The sequence below is a fragment of the Alkalicoccus chagannorensis DSM 18086 genome, from assembly GCF_000429725.1.
Lineage (GTDB): Bacteria > Bacillota > Bacilli > Bacillales > Salisediminibacteriaceae > Alkalicoccus > Alkalicoccus chagannorensis.
Genome location: NZ_AUCK01000006.1, coordinates 106,147 through 125,054 on the forward strand (window position 1 = coordinate 106,147; position 18,908 = coordinate 125,054).

An 18,908-nucleotide genomic window follows, 5' to 3' on the forward strand; every position below is an offset into this window, starting at 1 on the left:
CCTGTCTCTGAAGGGCGCAGACGTCCTGCGCGGTACCACCTTCATTGAAACAGAAGCTTCCTCTCCTGCCGGTAACGGCGGCGGCCGTCCGCAATGTGCGGAACGCTCGGAAGACGTACTTCGGATGCTGTGTGTGTACCGGCTTCCAGCACCGCCGGCTCTCTGTTACAGGGACACAGCCCCTACTCCATCCTTCGTCCATGCGCATCCTGCCCGAGCCGCGTCAGCAGCCCGGCCAGTATTTCCTGCTCCTCTCCGGTTAAGGGAGAGGCGAATTGTTTTTCCACTTCATGAAAGGCCGGCAGCACGGAGGCGATCGTTTCGGTGCCTGTTTCCGTCAGCTCCACGAAGGTGCGCCGACGATCCCGGACATCCCGGCGCCGAACGCAGTATGCATGTTTCTCGAGTGTCTTCATCGCATTGCTCACCGTGGCTTTCGATACCCCGGCCGAGGCGGCCAGCTCCGAAGTCTCCATCGCCCCGAACATCCATAGGTCATACAGCATGGAAAAGGTTGTCCACGACAATCCTCTCGAGGTGAGGACTTCCCGCTCCGCCTGCAGCCGCAGCTGCTGCGCAGCCCGGTACAGGCTCGTCGTGACGGCGGCAGCCTCTGCATTCAGGTTCTCAGGCTGGCGCTGCCGGCGCGCGCGTACATCCGGGTGATCCGATCGACCATAATACAACGACATCCCCCCTCCATCAAATTATCAAAATCATTAGCATTGAAACGATAGTAACGTATTTCATCGAAGAAAGCAAGAGGAGAAAAAGCAATGGGCTGCAACGGACAGAGACTGAGTTGTGCTTGGACAGGAACTTCCGTGGGTCCGAACCGTCTGTGACAGCACAGAAGCTTCCTTGCGTGCACGTAATTAGAGCCTATATCCCCAAGCACCTCTGGTCCCCGGGTGCAGCGGCAGCCACGGAAAAAGAGGGAGTCGGAGGTTTTGATCGGAGTTGGTGGATCTGGGGAGGATCTGGGCATCTGCTGCGGAGCGGACACTCGCGGGAGCCGCTCGGATGTTCGGCGAACGTGGGCGGACACTCAGCGGGAGCGGGCGGACACTCTGGAGAGAAGAGCGGACGTTCAGGCGCTGGGCGGTCATTCAGCAGGGCCCGGCGGACGTTCAGCACGAAGGAACGGTCACTCAGAGAGAACGAGCGGTCATCCAGCGATGGAGCCGCTTGCCCTCCAATCCAAACGATCCAACCGTCTGTTACCCAAACCCTTCCGGTTTACGGCTGCCGGTGCAGCCGCCGGAGGAGCGGATCGCTGAGGCCTGGATTTTTTCATTTACACAAAAACGCTTCCGAGGACCCGTTCTGGATCATCGGAAGCGTTTTTTGCTTGGCAGCCTTTCATTTTTTTAGAACAAGATAGAGAACGAGCGACAGACAGCCGATCATCACAAGAACGACAGTCCCAATCAGCAGGATCCCTGAAACACCTATACTCGTCATCTGCTCACCTCCGTTTCTTATGTTGAAGTGTTAGTCCCGCACAGGTATGACGTCGTCGTGAGTTTCCAGCTTTCGGTAGCCGTTCAGCTGCACCCCCGATTCGGATGTTCCTTCCGGTGCTTCTTCAAACTGCATCTCCGATTCGTAGGAAAGGATGCGGGAATCGTCTAATTCGGAGAGCATCCAATACATCTCCTCTTCCCACCGCTGGCCATCGGCGTCGACGATAAACGGGGAGGCGCTGCTTCCTGCCTGCTGCATTCCTTCCAGCCTGACATCATATTCAAGGATCTCATAGGCCCGATCCGGATCGGGGTCTTCCTGGATGCGCACCGAAGCGCCATTCTCTTCTTTTGAGAGAGAAGCCGTGACCTCGTGACCTTCCACCTCCCAGGAGAGCGTCTCCGAGGTGTCGTCCCATGGGATGAACGTATCGACGTCTTCCCAGAGGATGGAGTGCCCCGGCACCAGCTCCAGCGCTCCGGAGACATCCAGGTCTACCACGGGCTCGAACACGGCGGAGGTAGGCGCAAAGCCATCCTCTTCCACGAAATCCTGGACAGCGAAAAGCGGGGACTCCAGCTCACGGCCGTTGATCCGCAGCGCATCAAACTCGACGGCGAGCGTCTCGTCCTGCAGCCGCTGTTCGAAATGAAGTTCGACCGAGGTGGGACCGTATTCCAGTGCCGTAAAGCGGAAATCATGCCCGTTCCAGGATACGTCCTGATCCAGGGGTTCCATGCTTCGTTCATGCCGGGTAATTGGTACGGTCCAGGACCAGTCTCCTTCCACGACGGTATCCGGTTCTATAAAATCATCCTGGAGCTGATCGAGCGTCAGAGTCAGTTCGGCTTCTGCTGCTCCGACAGGCGGCAGCTCCAGTCTGCCGGACGTCGCGTCTTCGGTCTCGTCGATCGTCAACCTGCCGGTAACAGGCGAGCCGATCACTTCCTCTTCAAACACAGTCTCCTCATCGACGTGGAAATGCTCCGGCTGCATCAAATCGGCTTCGCCGGCACCCTCCATTTCGTAATACAGCCAGGTAGCATCTGTGTCCGCGACGGCACCGGTGATAGTGATTGTCACCTCTTCCGATTCCGATTCGATCGCGAGTGGTTCACCCCATTCGGATTCGAGCAGAGCTTCCCGCTGGTCGACCTGCTCGTCTTGGTACTCGTCGAAGAACAAGTCCATCGGCTGCCAGCCGCCGGCTGCCGCGGCCGTACCAATCCCGGCAATCGCTGCTGCCGCGAGACTGATCGGTTTCCAGAAACGTCGAGGACGAGGGAGAGATTTGGCCGTACGGGCTTCGACGCGGCTGCGCCATCCGGAGGGAACCTCTACGTGATGCAGCGCGGCATCCAGCTCCGGCAGTCGCTCCGTTTCGTTCCGGTGATTGTTGGTCGTCATTGTCCGGATCCTCCTTTCTCTCTCGTCTGACTGTCATAGGCACGTGCTTCCTGCTGCCGGATCGCTGCTCTGGCGCGGTGCACTTTCGATTTTACGGCGGAAGCACTCGTCTGGTACGCTGCGGCAATCTCTTCGTACGTATAGCCGCCGGTGTATTGCAGCAGCAGCCAGTCGCGTTCCTCGGGCTCCAGCGGCTCCAGCATATCTGCGAGTTCCACTTGGCCGAAGCCTTCTTCCTGCACAGCGGCCCGGGACTGAACTGCTTCATTCATCGGGACCGAGGTATTCCGCCGATAAACGGCGGTGCATTCATGGAGGTAGATCCGGATAAACCACGTTTCAAAGTAGGCCGGCTCCCGCAGCTGCTCGATCTTCTCGACAGCCTGGACAATCGCATTATGCAGCGCATCTTCTATGTCTTCGGTGCGCTTCAGGCGGCTGGCCCCGAGCCGGAAGAGCATCGTTTCTTTCGTCTCCATCCAGTCCAGGAGGCGATCCCAGCGGCCCCGGCGCAGCTCGCGCACCAGTTTTTTTGTCGGTTGCATGTGCTTCCCCCTTTCGTTCGCTGTCTATTAGATGCATGAGCAGGCAGCATCGTTGCAAAAAAATAAAAAAGTTCGCGCAGCACGGCATTTCCCTTCATGGAGCGCGTTTCAGGGAGACCTGTCGTGACGGATGGGAAGAGCTTTGGTTTGAATATAGCAAAAAGTGTAAATAACGACGAAGAGGATCCTGGATCGATCCATCGGAATGCCGATGCATTTCCGTTAAACGGTATCCGTGATTCGCGGATAAGCCGACCGCCATAAAGGAGCGATGTGCAGTGGAATGGTATTATTGGGCGCTGATTGCCCTGTTTCTATTGTCTGTCCTATATAAGGTAAGAAGGTATAAGAAAAAAATAGAATAGAAAGGAGACGATAAGGATGATGAGTAAAGACGCCTTTCTCTATATTTTCGTGTATCCCGTTTTTGCACTGGCGCTGGCCCTTGGTCTGCCCGCCCTCTTCGGTGGGACGATGTATCTTTCTACGTTGACAGCCCCCGCTGCTCTGCTCATTTTAGGGATTTACAAGGTGACAACCAAGAAGGAGTGAAGCCGTCAGCATCAACGAATGCACACCTGTAGATCGAAGCCCTATTTTTCACTATGTAGAATAAGCCTCGTGACAGGAAAGCGGCAGGAGGACATCAGCTTCTCCGCACACAAAACCACGCCGGAAGCGTCTCTGCTTCCGGCGTGGTTCCTGCCATTGGATCCGGGCTGCCATCCCGGGCGATTACCGTTCTTTCTTCTCCGGTGGCTTCATCTCGTCGGGAGGGGCTGCGTGGTTTTTCGACCGAATCAGGCCCATCCCTCTCAAAAAAGCGACCATGGCAGCAAGAGAGACAGCCGACAGGACAACGACACTCAGCAGGACGATGGAAATTTCCCAAAACGCGGTAGAGAACAGACCGGTCATCCTATCACATCCTCGATTATCATTCGCACGGATGAAAATATACTTCTTCTTATGCTATTCCCGTATTCTGCCAATGTTAACCGTGAACGTTTACGGCCGCAGCCCTTTTTCGAAAATGCGCCATGTTGTCTGCAGCAGTTCCTGTCGTGCTTCGGCATTTTCCACCCAGCGGCGGTCGGTCGCGTTCATGATGCCGTCCATCAGAGCGAAGTAGGCGAGTTCCAGCTCGTGCGCGCTGATTTCCGGGTCGAGCGTCCCGTCTGCATGGGCTTCTTCTGCCACCTGGGAAACGATCCTTCCCAATTTCACATTACCCCGATCGACAGCATCCTGGACGAGCTCGGCGACACTGGGCGCCGGGAGCAGCATGAACGACTGCAGGAACCGCAGGTACTTCGTGTCGGAAAAATAGGCTTCCAGCTGATTCTCCAGCATGACATACAGCCGGTCGAGCGGCGGACGCCCGGATGCGTGCAGCTCCGCCTCGCGGATTAAGGATTCATAGTGGTCCGTCACGAGACGCAGCGCATCTTCAAAGATAGCGAGCTTGCTTTCGTAATGAGCGTAAATGGAAGGTTTTTTAATACCGGCAGCCGAAGCGATCTGGGCCATCGACGCCGCTTCATAGCCGTGCTGCGTAAACAAATCGACCGCAGCCAGGACGATCTTCTCTTTGGTAGACATGGAGGCACCTCTCTTTACAACAATGCTCCTTCTAGTATACACTAAAAAGACTACCGACCGTTCGTTAGTTTTTAAAAAGAACGAAATCATAGAGGAGGTGCGGTGATGTGGGATTACATTGTGATGAGTGCAACGGCGTGGCTGCTCGGGTTCCTGCCAATCTTCGAAATTTACCTGGCAGTGCCTGCGGCGATTGGAATGGGGCTCGATCCGGTCTCGGCCGTTTTATGGGGGACCTTCGGTAATTTTGTTACCATCCCGTTCCTCGTTTACTGCTACAGCCTCATGACGAAAATCAACTGGATGCACCGCTGGCTCCTTCGTATGGCCGATTCGAAATTCAGCCGCCGGATGAGAGACCGCGGTTTTTTATATGTGCTGCTCGCCACTCCGCTGATCGGCGCCTGGGCTGTCGGGGTTGTCGGCAAGGTAGCCGACATGGATAAAGCCCGGCTGTTTCTTTCGTCGCTGCTCTCGATCTTTCTCTGCGGCGTCGTCATCGCTTTTTTCACCGTGACCGGGATCGAACTTTTCAGCTGACAGGCCAGAAACTCTATATGGAAATGACCGGCCTGCTGATACTACGGCAGCGTCGGTTTTTCGTTTTTTGAGGAGATTATTTCCTCTCTCGGGCGGATCCGTCCGCTGCTTGTCTCAAAAGTGGCAGGAAGCGGCGGCATTGCAGATGAAAGAAGCTCAAATGTGCTGCGAACTGTCTCAAAAAAAGCAGCGTGGCTCAAAAATTCCGCGAGGAGACCCGCCTGTGATGGAAAGCCGCCCCCCTTTACCTAATGAAGCGGCGCAAAATCCCAGCAGACCGACCCGCTTCTGTATCCGAAAATGGTAGAAGTCGATGTTTCGTGAAACAAAAGAAGATTCATAAGAAGGAATCAGCAGCTTCGAGCACTTTGCGTAAAGCACGACATTTTTCCTTCAAAAATCACACATACCAACTTTTGTATTAGAGTCAAAAGTCCTTTATTTTCTGTCGAATGTTTGGAAAATCAACATGGATTATTCCTGAATACCTTATGAATAGCGTGTTTCCGGTTTATTTTCAGCAGGATGGAGGTATAGACCGGAAACAGAGAACCAACTTACGTTGTGGTTCTAAATGCTTGGTTGGGGGAGTGGACATGGAAAAAGAACAACACGTGCAGCGGTTGGGTGTCGTCGCTGCGATGGTGATCCTGCTGGTGTACCTCGTGTATCAAACGGACGGGACGAATACTTCGTATCTGCAGCTGACTTACATACCGATCATTTTGTCGGCTTATTATTGGAACATCCGCGGCGGTGTGGCTGCCGGGTTGATCGCAGGCCTCGCCTTCGGACCACTGATGCCGCTGAGCGTATCGGCAGAGGTGATGCAGCCGGTTGCGAACTGGGTGCTGCGCCTCGGGATTTTCACGTTCATTGGAGGATTCACCGGCTATATTTTCTCCTTGATGCACCGCAGAAAAAAGGACGCGCTGCACAAGAGCTATAAGAATCCTTTCACCGGCGTGTACAATACAAAAAAACTATTTGAACACCTGGAGGAGCGCATTGCGAGCAAGACATCCTTCGACCTCGTATCGATCAAACTGAACAACATCGACGACATCGAGAAGTACGTGCACCGGACGATCCGCACGAAAGTTGTGACACAGATCATCGGTGACTTGACGGATCGGTTCGGGGAAGGGACGGTCTACTCCTACGGGGTGGATGAACTGATTGTCGTCACGGAGCCGGCATGCAAGCGGGAGCTGGAAGAGCTTTTGCAGCAGTATGAGCATCCGGTGCAGCTGGACGGATTCCAGTTCATGGTGTCCTTGAAAATCGGCATCTATCCATTCGAAGGAAAGGACGAACATCCGGAAGAAGTCTACAACAAAGTCCGGATCGCCCACGAACAGGGCGGACCGCAGCAGTCGGGGCTCTACTACTACAATGAGTATCTGGCCGAACAGCGCCGGGAGATGCAGGAGATTACCGGCGGGCTGATGGAAGCCATTCGCCGCCGGGAATTTTTCCTCGTCTATCAGCCGAAAATTGATTTGAAGCAGAACAAGGTTACGGGAGCAGAAGTGCTCATCCGCTGGGACCGCGGGGACAAAAAGTTTGTCGCGCCGAACGTGTTCATCGAAGTAGCCGAACAGACGGGATTTATTGATGACATCACCAAGTTTGTCCTCGACGGAGCCACGCAGCAGATCATGGAGTGGCAGGAGCGGGGAATCGAAGTGGAGTGCGGCATCAACATGACCGCGAAGGAGCTGGCGAATGTCCATTTTGCGAACTGGGTGGAGTGGATCTTCACGGAAAAGCGGATCGGCGGTTCCAGTGTGGAAATCGAGATCACGGAGCGGGTTTTCTCGGATAAGAATCAGGAGCTGCTCCAGTCGCTGGAAGGATTCCAGCATAAAGGCTTCAAAGTCTCGATTGATGACTTCGGCACCGGTTACAACTCGCTCATGACCATCGGGGAAATCCCCTTCGATATTTTGAAGATTGATAAGTACTTTATCGACCGCCTGGAGCAGAAAGAAATCTACGAAATGACGAAAAACATCATCCGCTTTGCCCACCAGACGGATAAAACCGTCGTGGCTGAAGGAGTGGAACACGAGGCGCAGCTGGACGTGCTTCGCAGCATGGGGTGCGATCAGGTGCAGGGCTATGTCTACAGCCGGCCGCTGCCGGCTGCGGAATTCGAAGCGTTCTACCACGCCTGGTCAGGGGAGCAGACCGTGAGCTGAGCGGCAGAAATCTCCGCTCACGAAGGCCGGAATCAGGCGTTGGAAACGAACGAAAGGCTGTCAGACACTCGTCTGACAGCCTTTCGTGCTTGCAGTGGGAATCATGGAGAAGGCGTTGGATGCCATGCTGGGAGGCACCTTCGTGAAAGGTCCGACGAGACATGTTCCAGCTGTTTCCGTCTTACCTTCGGAGACGGCCTGTACGATGATTCCACTTGAAAAGAATCAATATTTTGCCGACTGACCGCCGTCGATTGTGATGACGGAGGCGTTGATAAACGTGGATTCATCTGAAAGCAGGTAGCAGACGAGGCTGCCGACTTCCTCCGGCTTTCCGAATCGTTTGGACGGGTTGGCCTGAACGAAATCCTCGCCGAACGTTTCCCAGTCATCGCCGGCCATCTGCTTCAGGGAGCCTTTGACCATGTCCGTCATGATCGCGCCCGGTGCAATCGCGTTGATGCGAACACCGAACTCTCCGTATTCCACGCCGGAGTTGCGGGTCAGGCCGATGACGCCGTGTTTACTCGCGGCGTAGCCGGACTGACTGCCGACGCCGCGGATACCGCCGACGGAGGCCGCGTTCACGATCGAACCGAACCCTTGTTTTTTCATTTCAGCAAGCACGTATTTCATGCCGAAAAAGACGCCGTTCATGTTTACGTCGACGACTTTGGCGAATTCTTCGCTGCTGTAGTCTTCGGTTAAATTTTGTTTTCCTTCGATGCCGGCGTTGTTGAAGAAGCCGTCAATCTGTCCGAACCGCTCTACCGCATCTGCTACAAACGCTTTGACTTCCTTTTCATTTGTGACGTTGGCGACGACGGTCTCCACGTCGGTATTTGTGAGCTCCTGACGCACTTCCTCCAGCTTCTCTTTGTTCATGTCGACGAGAAACAGTTTCGCCCCTTCTGCAGCCGCTTTCTGAGCAGCTGCATGCCCGAGTCCGGATGCCCCTCCGGTAATGAGAATCACTTTGTCCTGTAAACGTGCCATGCAGAACTCCTCCTTTTGAAGTATAATGATGGTACTACTTTCAGTATATAGAGGAACGCAGTCCAGAACGATGAAACGGCTTACATGCTTGTCGAGGAAATCGACACTTCCGGACAATCTGTCGATAAGGAGGCGCGCGTATGACGAATCAAACCGAGAGGACGAAACGGCATTTAAAAGAGGCACTGATCGAGGCGGTGCACGACCGCGGCTGGAGCCGTGTGACGGTGAACAAGATCGTAGAAGAGGCCGGCTACCACCGGGCGACCTTTTATCAGTACTATCACAGCCGTCAGGAGATTGCAGATGAACTGCGAAACGACATCCGCACCCAGGTTCAGGAGACGACCGTCAACCGCTATACGCTCGGCGCAGCGATCGAGTCAGGGGAAATGCATGCGGGGTCGTTTGAGCTGATGCATTTCATTTACGAAAAGAGGCGCTGGTTCGAGCTCTACACCGTGTCCGATACGCTGCCGGGCATCCAGCACGACCTGCCGGAAGCGATCGCAGAGGTGCTGGAGCAGATGTTCATCCTCGCCCCGCACCATCATGCCGACTTGAACACAGCGATGTACCGGCGCTACATTGCCCACGGTACAGCTGGTCTCGTGTATGACTGGATTAACGACGGATTCGACAAGGACTCCGATACGATGACCCTTGAGCTGATCCGGATTCTGCGCTCGTTTGCCAAAGGGTTCGTCATTGAAAAGGCAGAACCAGAGTCGAAGAGGAGAGGGTAGGATGAAGAAAGTCATGTTGGATGTGGATACAGGGGTGGATGACGCACTTGCCATCCTGTACGGACTGGAGAGCGGAGAGCTGGATGTTCAAGGGATTACGACCGTCTGTGGCAACGTGCCGCTGGAGATGGTCGTCTCCAACACGAAGCGCGTGCTCACTCATATGGGCCGCACCGACATTCCCGTCGTCCCCGGTGCCCAGCGGCCGCTGCTGCGGGAAGCAGAGCATGAGTACAAGGTGCACGGGGCAGATGGGATCGGCGGCGCCATCCCGGACGTTCAGGCGGAAGGGGTGTGGCCGTATGACGACCGCTTTGCTCCGGATTTTATCATAGAACAGGCATCGCGCCACCGCGGGGAGCTGACGCTCATCCTGGTCGGACCGCTCACCAACTTCGCCCTCGCCCTGCGCCGGGAACCTCGTGTGGCGGAGTGGCTGAAAGAAGTCGTCATCATGGGCGGTCTCGTCTCGGAAGCCGGCCGCGGCAACAAGCTGCCGAACGCCGAATTCAACATTTATGCAGATGCCGAAGCCGCCTTGATCGTCTTCCACTCCGGGGCTGACATCACCCTCGTCAGCCTGGACGTGACGCTGCAGACTTACTTGACGATGGAACACATCGAGCAGCTGGAAGGAACGGCGTATTACAACTTCGTCCGCGAAAGCACCGGCGTGTTCCGCGAGTTCAGCCGGGATCTTTTCGGTACGGACGGCTGCGCGCTGCATGATCCGCTGACGGTCGGTTATGTGCTCGATCCGACGCTGCTTCAGACCGAGCGTCACTATGTCACCGTGGAGACCGTCAGTCCGCTCAGCTACGGTCAGACGATCTGCGACTTCCGCGGCCTTTGGAAAGAAGCCCCGAATGTCCGTGTCTGTCTCGGGGTGGAAGCGGACCGGTTTTTAGCCCATTTTATCGAGACGCTGCGAGGCAAAGCGTAAGAAAGGCTTGAACATCATCCATCCGAGCGGGGAATTCAAATGAACGCCGCCCGCTTTCTCCCCACCGCCCGCCGTTGAAAGTCGGGCGGTGTTTGGAGTGGAGAGGCAGCGTGTTTATTGTGAATAATTGAGCAAGGTGGGAAAGGGGTTTCCGGAAAAAAGAGTGAGGACCTCAGCAGCGGGGAGAGGAGAGCCCGGAATTTTCTTCGTTTTGGCGCCGGGCGGTCATTCAGGTAGACTCTTCGGTCGTACCGACGCCGGGAGCGGACGGAAGGAGGGACGGAGCGGTCTTTCAGACGAGAAAAACGGACGTACCGGCGCTGGGCGGTCACTCAGGAGGGGAGCTCGGTCACTCAGTGGACGGGAGTGGACATTCAGCGGACCAAAGCGGCGCTTCGCGGTCTGCTGCACATTTCCCGGCCAGCTGCCATGACTGCCCGCTTGCCGGAAGCCTGCTGATCGATTCTCGACAAACGAAAAACATGGCGCCGGAAGGAAGAGTCCTTCCGACGCCATGTCGGGGAATACGATGTTTGCCTTATCAGGCGGAATACGCTTTTTTCGGGCGGCCGATCAAGAGGGCTCCGCCAAGGCCGGCTGCTGCCAGGCCGATCCAGATGGAGAGCGGCAGGCCGGCTGCCGTATCCGGCAGTTCTTCGCCTGCGGCTTCAAACTGATAGTCGTCGTACGTCTGGCTGCCGGCATCCAGCACGCGGATGTCGATGCCGTGCGGATCCGTACCGTCGATGCCGCTGAAGTCGATCGTGTCCGCGACTTCCAGTGTTTCCACATCAATGATGGAGATGCCCGGCGTGTTCCCGGCCATGTCGTGGGTGCCGGTCGCCGGATCCGGTCCGCGCATACTCACGTAAAAGTATTTGTTATCCGGAGACGTCACGGCGAGGTCCGGCGCTTCGCCGATGTAGTCCTGCTCGGCGACGATGTCTTTCGTTTCGGTATCAATGACCGTCAGGCTGTCGGAGGCACGGTGGACGGTGTAGAGGTACTGGCCGTCTGTCGTGAAGTATTTGCCGTGGGTGTCGAGCCCGCCCGCGTCCGCTTTATGTGTCATTTCATCTGTTTCTGTGTCGAACGTGTAGAAATAGCCGTCATCGTTCGAGCCGGAGTTCGCATACATTTCTGATCCGTCCGGGGACAGCAGTGTGCCACAGCCGTGCGGGTGGACGTCGTTTTGGTCGAACTGCTCGATCACCTCGAGCTCGTCGGTGTCGACAACAACGAGGCCGCCGCCGCCGATGGTGACGTATGCTTTCGATCCGTCAGCGTTAAAATCAAGGCAGATCGGCCGGTGGTCCGGGAATTCATCTTCATTCTGAAGAGATTCCACTTCCGTCAAATCCAGCTCCTGCACGACATCATAGTCGCCGTTTTCGTGATCCAGAGAAATTTGGGAGAGGCTTTCTCCCGGCGTGTTGGCGACGAGCACCGTTTCATTGTTCGGATTCGGCACGGCCGCGTGTGCGCCCTCATCCGTTTCAATCGTGCCGATGACCTCGCGGCTCTCGCCGTGGATGATCGAGACGGTGCCGCTGCCCATGTTTGCCGCGTAGGCATATTCATGCTGATCGTCGAAAAGCAGCATGTGCGGGTCTGCGCCGATGTCGTCAAAATCAATCGTGTCGATTTCCTCGTGCTGTTCGTTATAAATATGGATGTTGTCCGTCCCTTGGTCGGCGAGCCAGACTTCGTAGGATGCATCCCGTTCCTCTTCTGCTGCTGCCGGAAGTGCTGCCCCAAACAGGAGAAGCCCGCCGAGCGTGCCTGCGGTCCATTTCTTCATGTAAAAATCCTCCTCGTGATCATCAATGTTGATAATCCTGATTAATTTAATATGTTATATAAAGATTAGCAGGGTCTCGTTCGATATTCAAGTCTTTTCGACAGAAAAAACCGAAAATTCGGCAGACGGTTCACTCCCGGCATATTTCATTCTGCTAGAGCCTGTGCTACAGTAGGCATATTCGTATTTCCAGCATTTGAAAAGCGGGGAGGGAGCGCGGTGCCTTATCAAATCCGCCTGATGCAGCAAGAGGACACTGCCGCGGTGCAGGAAGTAGCGGCGGTCACGTGGCATGACACTTACGACGGCTTGATTCCGGAAGCAGCAAGGATCTCGTTTCTGAACGAGGGTTACAGTGACAGCATGCTGGCACGCCGGAGAGAAAAAAGCTTGTTTCTCGTGGCCGAGGAAGGTGGCACTGTCATTGGTTTCGCCAATTTCTCTTTCGTGAACCAGGAAGGGAAAGCCGGCCTCGGCGCCCTTTACATTCACCCGGACCATCAAGGCCGAGGTGTCGGCTCCGCGCTGCTGGAGGCGGGCAAAGCCGAACTGAAGGGGCTTCAGGAACTGTTCGTGGATGTGGAAAAAGACAACAGGAGCGGACGCCGTTTCTATGAAGCAAAGGGGTTCCGTTTCCTACGGGAATTCGATGATCCGATTGACGGGTATCCGCTCATCTCGGTGGAGATGATGTGGACGCCGGATCCTGCCGCATAACATTTTCCTATAAGAAATGGGAACTTGACCGGAGGGACGCCCGTAGAAGAAGATGGCATGATATTACATAAGGGAAGGCTGTGACAGAAGATGGGATTTATTTATGCAGCGATAGCGCTGGTCGTACTGCTGTTTGTTGTGGTGGGGTACTATATTTTCATGAAAATCCGCTACCGTACAGCACGTTCGAACGAAGCGCTGATTATTACCGGCCCGAATCTGGGCGATGAAACGAAGGAGTCGAACATCTTCAGTGATGAAGAAGGTCGTTCGATGAAGATTGTCCGTGGCGGCGGGGTGCTGCTCAAGCGTTTCCAGACGGCGACGCCGGTCAACTTGACTTCCTTCCAGCAGAAGCTGACGACGCCTCGCGTGTATACCGAAGGCGGCGTACCGATCATTGCGGACGCGGTGGTCATGGTGAAGGTGGCGGATGATCTGAAGGGGATCGCCAACTACGCCGAGCAGTTTCTCGGGAAGGACCAGGAAGAGATCGAAACCGAGATTTCGGAAGTACTGAACGGGAACCTGCGCGCGATTTTGAGTAAGATGTCCGTCGAGCAGATCAACGCCGATCGCGAAGGATTTGCCGAGCAGGTGACGGAGGTGGCGCAGACGCAGCTGGACCGGATGGGTTTCAACATCACGGCGCTGGCACTGACGGACCTGCGTGATGCGGATGAGGAGAACGGCTACCTTGAGAACCTCGGCCGCCCGCAGATCGCCAAAGTACGAAAAGAAGCCGAAGTCGCCGAGGCGGAGAGCACTCGTGAAACGCGGATCAACCAGGCGAAAACGGAAGAAGAAGCGAAGAAGAGCGAGTACGAGAGTGAGATTTCGACAGCCGAAGCACGGAAAGAAAAAGACATCCGTGCCGCGTCGATTAAAGAAGATACCGAGCGGGCACGTGCGAAATCCGAGCAGGCGTATGACCTGGAAAAAGCGGTGCTCGACCGGAAAGTAAAAGACGAAGAGCTCAATACACAGTTCATGGAGCGCGAGCGCTCCGTTCGACTTGAAGAAGAAGAGAACAAAGTGCGCCGTACGAAGCTCGATGCAGATTACCATGAAACCACGCGCAAAGCAGAAGCGAAGGCGAAATCGGACGAGATTTCGGCCGAGGCGAAGGCGAAAGCGTCCCGCATTGAGCAGGAAGCACGCGCGCAGGTACGCATCGAAGAAGGGCGCGCCGAAGCGGAAGTCACGCGGGAGCAGGGTAATGCCTCCGCTGACATCAAAGTCCGGGAAGGTCAGGCCGAAGCGCAGATCATCCGCGAAAAGGGTGAAGCCGAAGCCGAAGCACGTCGACTGCTCGCTGAGGCGATGGCCGAAAACGGCGAAGCCATCATCCGCGAGAAGCTCATCGAGATTCTGCCGCAGGTGGCAGCCGAGTTTGCGAAGCCACTCTCCAATATCGACTCTGTCAAAGTCATCGACAGCGGCAGCGGCGAGGGTATGAACACGATGGGCAGCAGTGTGGCCCGCAACCTGATGGGCATGCAGGAGCCGGTCAAAGAAGCAACCGGCCTCGACATCGCCGGTCTCGTCAAAGATTTTGCCGGAAAAAATGCAGAAGAACTCAAGAGCAAGTTCGAGTCCTTCCAGCAGATGCAGGGAAGCTCCTCCACCGAAGACGAGCCAGAGACGGCTTCGGGACCAGCTGCTTCCACGCCGACTGCGGTCGCCGTGGAAGACAAGCCGGAAGCAGAGGCGCAGACGCCTGCCGGCGGGGAAGAAGAGAAAGAAAAGGAAGAGAACGAGAAAGAATAGAGCGAAGCCGCCCCACCTATTTGTGGGGCGGTTCTTTTTGATGGATAGGGATGTATAAGTTTTCATACAAGGGGACGGCGGCATCGTACGCTGCGCGGGAAGAACGTAGAACCTGTTCTTCCCTTGAAAAGCTTGCAGCGCTTCCGCACGCCGTTCCGACCAAAAGGCGCTTTGCGCTTTTGTTCATGGATAGGAATGGATGCTTTCTCTTCGAGAGTGACGCCTCAGGATATCGGTTGTTTTAGTGAAATGGCCGAATATAGCGGCGGCTCGGTCACAATGCAGATGAAATGGTCGAACATGGAGGCAGCTCGGTCACAATTCCAGTGAATTGTCCGGACTTGCGGCAACCGCCGCCGCCCCCGCGGGCAGCTGCTGAACCCCATCATCGAGTATCTGCGCGCTGCGCTTGCTTGCAGGTCCGGCAGGCGCCAGACGAAAAGCAAGCCGGAGGCGCCGCAGGAGGTGAATCAAGGAAATGGCCGAATATAGCGGCGGCTTGGTCACAATGCAGATGAAATGGTCGAACATGGAGAGAGCTCGGTCACAATTCCAGTGAATTGTCCGGACTTGCGGCAACCGCCGTCTCCCCCCAAGAGCAGCTGCGGCTTCCTTTACGCAAACGAAGGAGAGCTTCCACGATGGGAAGCTCTCCTGCTGCAAAACACAATAGTGGTATACCTTTTAATTCACGCGTGCCGTTTTCTTTCTGCTGATCTGCGGCAGCGGCTTGGAGAACATGTTCGTCATATACAGCAGGTACACGACGCCTGCAAAGGTCCAGGCGAGTCCCACCATAATGGCCGAAGGATCAATCATGAAAATCAGCAGCATCATGAATCCGGCCCCGCACAACGGCGTATACAGATTTGCAAACTGATAGGCGAAGGACGAATTGTACGACGTTTTTTCCTTCAAGTACAGGTTGATCACCGATAGATTCACAAACAAGAACGTCGTCAAAGCACCGAAGTTCACGAACAGCATCGCGGTATCCAACGGAATGAACAAGGCACCGAAAGACAATACAGAAATAATAATAATGTTATTGACCGGCGTTTTTCTCGTTGGATGCAGCTTTGCAAAAATCTGCTTCGGCAGGATCTCATCCCGGCCCATCACAAACAGCAGGCGGGACGCAGCCGTTACAGAAGCGAGTCCCTGCGCGAAAATCGCTGCAATCAGCACGGTGATAAACACAGCCGACAGTGCCGAACCACCGACCACCATCATCAGTTCCATCGCAGCGGAATCCGGATTGGCGAAGGTGAACGCCGGATATGCCAGGTGGCCGAAATACGAAATACCGACGTGCGTCGTACCGACAATGCCGATCATGATAAAGATGGCACGTGGAATGGTTTTTTTCGAATCAATCGTTTCCTCCGACAGCGTCGTCATGGTATCAAAGCCGAGGAAAGAGAACACCACGACGGATGCACCAGCAAACGCCATCGGAATCGTCAGTTCCGGACTGAGGAACGGTGTCGTCGACAGCAGCGTTCCAGCACCGGTTCCCTGCGTGATCTGCACAACCAGGATCGTCATGAACGCCACAAGGAAAACAAGCTGGGACAGCACAATCACCCGGCTGACATTAGCAGAAGAACGGATGCCCATGATCGCAATGAACGCCAGTGCCCCGACGAGCAGGGCCACCCAGGCGAACGTTGGAACCGCCGGGAACTGCGCCCCAAGGAAGATACCGAACGTGATCGCCGCAATGATTGGCGCGAACAAATAGTTCAACAACAGGACCCAGCCGACAAGAAAGCCGACGTTCGGGTGGATCGCCTTCTTCGCAAACGTATAGGCCGACCCCGAAATCGGAATCTTCTTCGCCATCACTGCGTAGCTGGCACCCGTCAGCAGTACCGCCAGTACCGCCAGCGTATAGGCCGGCGTCAAGTAACCGCTGGCACCTTCCACCGCTACGCCGTACACGGAAAAATAAATCATCGGCGTATTCCAGGCCATCCCCAGAAATACTACCTGCCAGAGCGTCAATGTTCGTTTCAAACCAGTTTCATTCGTCGATGTCACTGTTTGTCTCCTCCTCGAAATGTAAAATCAGAATTTTCTGCTTGGTGCTACGATGCCCATTGTTGAGCAGTTCTGCGAAGAGAATCAACAACCTCGTCACGAAATCTAACAAAGTTTTTTGACAATTATGGCAGCTAAAAGCAGGCTCAGCCAGCACCAGAAGCACGCTCCATCCACTTCGCACTTTTTAAAAATAAAGATGGGACAAAATAGGAGAATGAGCAGATGAGCATGGATGCCTCCGTTTCCTCCTCCGGACTCTGAGCAGCCTGCTTTCTTCATACAAAGAAGAACGTCCTGCCGTACAAGCTTTTCATTCGCGGCTGCAACCACAGCCGCGAAATAATGTGTCCGTCGTCTCGTGCCGGAACAGAGGGGAACCGTCATTCCGACGGAAAAAGCGGACGTGCAGCAGACCGCCCGCCCCTCTTCGATACCGGCAGATCCCTGAAACAGAATTATCAGAAAGTTTGTCGCATTTTCTGACAAGGTTGTAGATATGCCCGGCGCCGCCCGTTAGAATACGACCCATAGCCAATCGCATACTGGTCTTCTTTCACATACAGATGCCGACACACAACGAGGGAAGATCAAATCAGCTTTCTAGGGTTCCGCCGCTGCACGCGTCGACGTTTCAGCGGGGCAGGTCCGAGAGAAAGCGTACAGATGCTCATCTGTATACACGGAGGGACAAAAGCCCGGGAGGTCACATTGCTGATCTCCCGGGCTTTTTTATTTTTTAAAAGGAGAGGATAACCGATGTATCAACATACGTTGAGTCCTGGAGCAAAATGGTCAGAGAAAATCGCCGCAGGCAAGCAGGTCACGCTGCGGGCGGAGGGAGACGGCGCGAACGTCAGCGCCCTGCTGTACGCAGCGGATCATCCTTACGCCGAACGGTACAACATGCCGGACACACTGAAGGCCCAGCACACGTCGCACTTGACGGAAGGACACCAGCTGATGAGTGACAACGGGCGCACGATGGCCCTTATCACGAAAGACACGGTCGGCTGGCACGATCCGATCGGAGGCTACTCTACGCGGGCTGCGACCGAGAAGCGGTACGGCACGACGTCTTATCAGGAGCATTTGAATGACTGGCTCCGCTGCGGCGAAGAGAACCTGCAGATGGAACTGTTCCGTCACGGCCTGACCGCGAGGGACCTCGTACCGAACATCAACTTCTTTTCCAAAGTACAGGTCCAGGAAGACGGGACGATGCAGTTCATCCCGGACAACAGCAGCGCCGGGGACGAGATCACGTTCGTGACAGACATGGACGTCATCCTCGTGCTCTCGAACACCCCGCATCCGTTCGATCCAGCGGACACGTACCCGTCCCAGCCGGTGACCCTCACTGCCGTGGACGCACCAGAGATCGACCGGCCCGATCCGCTCGGCGAAAACAAACGAGCCCGCGAAAATACGGCCGATTACCACGAGCTCAAGCGCACAACCAAGGAGGTTCTATCATGAATACAGCGACCATTCGAACAGAAGAAACCGCCGTTTATCAATATGACCTGCCCGCCGGTGAAGGCTGGATGTACGACCTGAAGCCCGGCCAGTATTTCCGCATTGTGGATGTGGAAGGAAATCAGGCAGCGGATACGCTTTTCTATCCAACCAATACGCCGGAAGACCGCTACAGCGCCGTGCAGACGATCGCCGCCCAGGAAAATGTCTATTTGACGACTGGGAGTGTCCTCAAATCCGAAGCCGGCCGCAGCCTGCTCGAGATTGTCGATGACACGGTCGGACGTCACGATACCCTTGGCGGAGCCTGCTCCGCGCAGAGCAATACCGTCCGCTACGACCACGACCGGCTCGATATGCACAACTGCCGCGACACGTTCATGTATCAGCTGAGCCAGCGCGGTCATTACACGAAACGAGACCTCGCGCCGAACATCAACTTTTTCATGAACGTTCCTGTCAGTCCGGAAGGCGGCCTTGCCTTTGCCGACGGGTTAAGCGGGCCGGGGAAATACGTGGAAATGCAAGCGAAAGAAGAAGTCACCGTGCTCATCAGCAACTGCCCGCAGCTGAACAACCCATGCAGCGGCTACAATCCAACCGTACTCAGACTGCTCGTCTGGGACGCCTAAAAAACCAATCTTCGGG

At 55.4% G+C, this 18,908-nt stretch carries 17 protein-coding genes and 1 riboswitch; of the genes, 9 read left to right on the forward strand and 8 right to left on the reverse strand.

The window, feature by feature from the left end:
* Nucleotides 1–182 precede the first annotated feature (182 nt).
* The 3 genes from G477_RS0105170 to G477_RS0105185 form a co-directional block, all read right to left on the reverse strand.
* Nucleotides 183–686 carry a MarR family winged helix-turn-helix transcriptional regulator gene (locus tag G477_RS0105170; RefSeq protein WP_051287697.1) on the reverse strand — a complete coding sequence of 168 codons (504 nt, stop codon included), beginning with the start codon at nt 684–686 and terminating at the stop codon, nt 183–185.
* A gap of 808 nt (nt 687–1,494) precedes the next feature.
* Nucleotides 1,495–2,874: a DUF4179 domain-containing protein gene (locus G477_RS0105180; protein WP_026697047.1), complete on the reverse strand. Its 1,380-nt coding sequence runs from the start codon at nt 2,872–2,874 to the stop codon at nt 1,495–1,497.
* On the reverse strand, nt 2,871–3,419 hold the full coding sequence (locus G477_RS0105185) for an RNA polymerase sigma factor (protein ID WP_026697048.1): 549 nt from the start codon (nt 3,417–3,419) through the stop codon (nt 2,871–2,873). The genes G477_RS0105180 and G477_RS0105185 overlap by 4 nt, the downstream gene beginning before the upstream one ends.
* Nucleotides 3,420–3,800: 381 nt before the next feature.
* On the opposite strand from G477_RS0105185, the gene G477_RS21125 reads away from it, so the two are divergent.
* Nucleotides 3,801–3,971: a hypothetical protein gene (locus G477_RS21125; RefSeq protein WP_156897287.1), complete on the forward strand. Its 171-nt coding sequence runs from the start codon at nt 3,801–3,803 to the stop codon at nt 3,969–3,971.
* A gap of 183 nt (nt 3,972–4,154) precedes the next feature.
* On the opposite strand, the gene G477_RS0105195 is transcribed toward G477_RS21125, so the two are convergent.
* Both G477_RS0105195 and G477_RS0105200 read right to left on the reverse strand, forming a co-directional pair.
* Nucleotides 4,155–4,337 (reverse strand): hypothetical protein, encoded by a 183-nt coding sequence (locus G477_RS0105195; protein WP_026697049.1) that lies wholly within the window; start codon nt 4,335–4,337, stop codon nt 4,155–4,157.
* Between the two features lie 90 nt (nt 4,338–4,427).
* Nucleotides 4,428–5,021: a TetR/AcrR family transcriptional regulator gene (locus G477_RS0105200; RefSeq protein ID WP_026697050.1), complete on the reverse strand. Its 594-nt coding sequence runs from the start codon at nt 5,019–5,021 to the stop codon at nt 4,428–4,430.
* Between the two features lie 105 nt (nt 5,022–5,126).
* Here G477_RS0105200 and G477_RS0105205 point away from each other — a divergent pair, with 105 nt between their 5' ends.
* Complete coding sequence (locus G477_RS0105205) at nt 5,127–5,561, forward strand: small multi-drug export protein (protein ID WP_026697051.1); 435 nt, start codon at nt 5,127–5,129, stop codon at nt 5,559–5,561.
* A gap of 596 nt (nt 5,562–6,157) precedes the next feature.
* Nucleotides 6,158–7,765 (forward strand): GGDEF domain-containing phosphodiesterase, encoded by a 1,608-nt coding sequence (locus G477_RS0105210; protein WP_026697052.1) that lies wholly within the window; start codon nt 6,158–6,160, stop codon nt 7,763–7,765.
* Between the two features lie 225 nt (nt 7,766–7,990).
* Here the strand turns inward: G477_RS0105210 and G477_RS0105220 are convergent, their stop codons facing one another.
* Nucleotides 7,991–8,761, reverse strand: coding sequence for a glucose 1-dehydrogenase (locus tag G477_RS0105220; RefSeq protein WP_026697053.1), 771 nt, complete (start codon nt 8,759–8,761; stop codon nt 7,991–7,993).
* 140 nt (nt 8,762–8,901) lie between these two features.
* Here G477_RS0105220 and G477_RS0105225 point away from each other — a divergent pair, with 140 nt between their 5' ends.
* Nucleotides 8,902–9,507: a TetR/AcrR family transcriptional regulator gene (locus G477_RS0105225; RefSeq protein ID WP_026697054.1), complete on the forward strand. Its 606-nt coding sequence runs from the start codon at nt 8,902–8,904 to the stop codon at nt 9,505–9,507.
* Between the two features lies 1 nt (nt 9,508).
* Nucleotides 9,509–10,450, forward strand: a complete 942-nt coding sequence (locus G477_RS0105230) for a nucleoside hydrolase (protein ID WP_026697055.1) — start codon at nt 9,509–9,511, stop codon at nt 10,448–10,450.
* A 541-nt stretch (nt 10,451–10,991) separates the two neighbouring features.
* On the opposite strand, the gene G477_RS0105240 is transcribed toward G477_RS0105230, so the two are convergent.
* Nucleotides 10,992–12,251 (reverse strand): YncE family protein, encoded by a 1,260-nt coding sequence (locus tag G477_RS0105240; protein WP_026697056.1) that lies wholly within the window; start codon nt 12,249–12,251, stop codon nt 10,992–10,994.
* A 219-nt stretch (nt 12,252–12,470) separates the two neighbouring features.
* Between G477_RS0105240 and G477_RS0105245 the strand changes: the two genes are divergently transcribed.
* The gene (locus G477_RS0105245; RefSeq protein ID WP_026697057.1) at nt 12,471–12,968 is read left to right on the forward strand and encodes a GNAT family N-acetyltransferase; all 498 of its coding nucleotides are present in this window, start codon (nt 12,471–12,473) and stop codon (nt 12,966–12,968) included.
* A gap of 90 nt (nt 12,969–13,058) precedes the next feature.
* Nucleotides 13,059–14,738 carry a flotillin family protein gene (locus tag G477_RS18760; RefSeq protein ID WP_084406139.1) on the forward strand — a complete coding sequence of 560 codons (1,680 nt, stop codon included), beginning with the start codon at nt 13,059–13,061 and terminating at the stop codon, nt 14,736–14,738.
* A 684-nt stretch (nt 14,739–15,422) separates the two neighbouring features.
* Here the strand turns inward: G477_RS18760 and G477_RS0105260 are convergent.
* Nucleotides 15,423–16,781 carry an APC family permease gene (locus G477_RS0105260; RefSeq protein ID WP_026697058.1) on the reverse strand — a complete coding sequence of 453 codons (1,359 nt, stop codon included), beginning with the start codon at nt 16,779–16,781 and terminating at the stop codon, nt 15,423–15,425.
* Between the two features lie 592 nt (nt 16,782–17,373).
* A riboswitch (guanidine-I (ykkC/yxkD leader) is annotated at nt 17,374–17,488 on the forward strand.
* Nucleotides 17,489–17,540: 52 nt separating this feature from the next.
* Between G477_RS0105260 and G477_RS0105270 the strand changes: the two genes are divergently transcribed.
* On the forward strand, nt 17,541–18,260 hold the full coding sequence (locus G477_RS0105270) for an urea amidolyase associated protein UAAP1 (protein ID WP_026697059.1): 720 nt from the start codon (nt 17,541–17,543) through the stop codon (nt 18,258–18,260).
* Nucleotides 18,257–18,892, forward strand: coding sequence for an urea amidolyase associated protein UAAP2 (locus G477_RS0105275; RefSeq protein ID WP_026697060.1), 636 nt, complete (start codon nt 18,257–18,259; stop codon nt 18,890–18,892). Before G477_RS0105270 ends, G477_RS0105275 begins: the two co-directional genes overlap by 4 nt.
* Nucleotides 18,893–18,908: the final 16 nt, after the last annotated feature.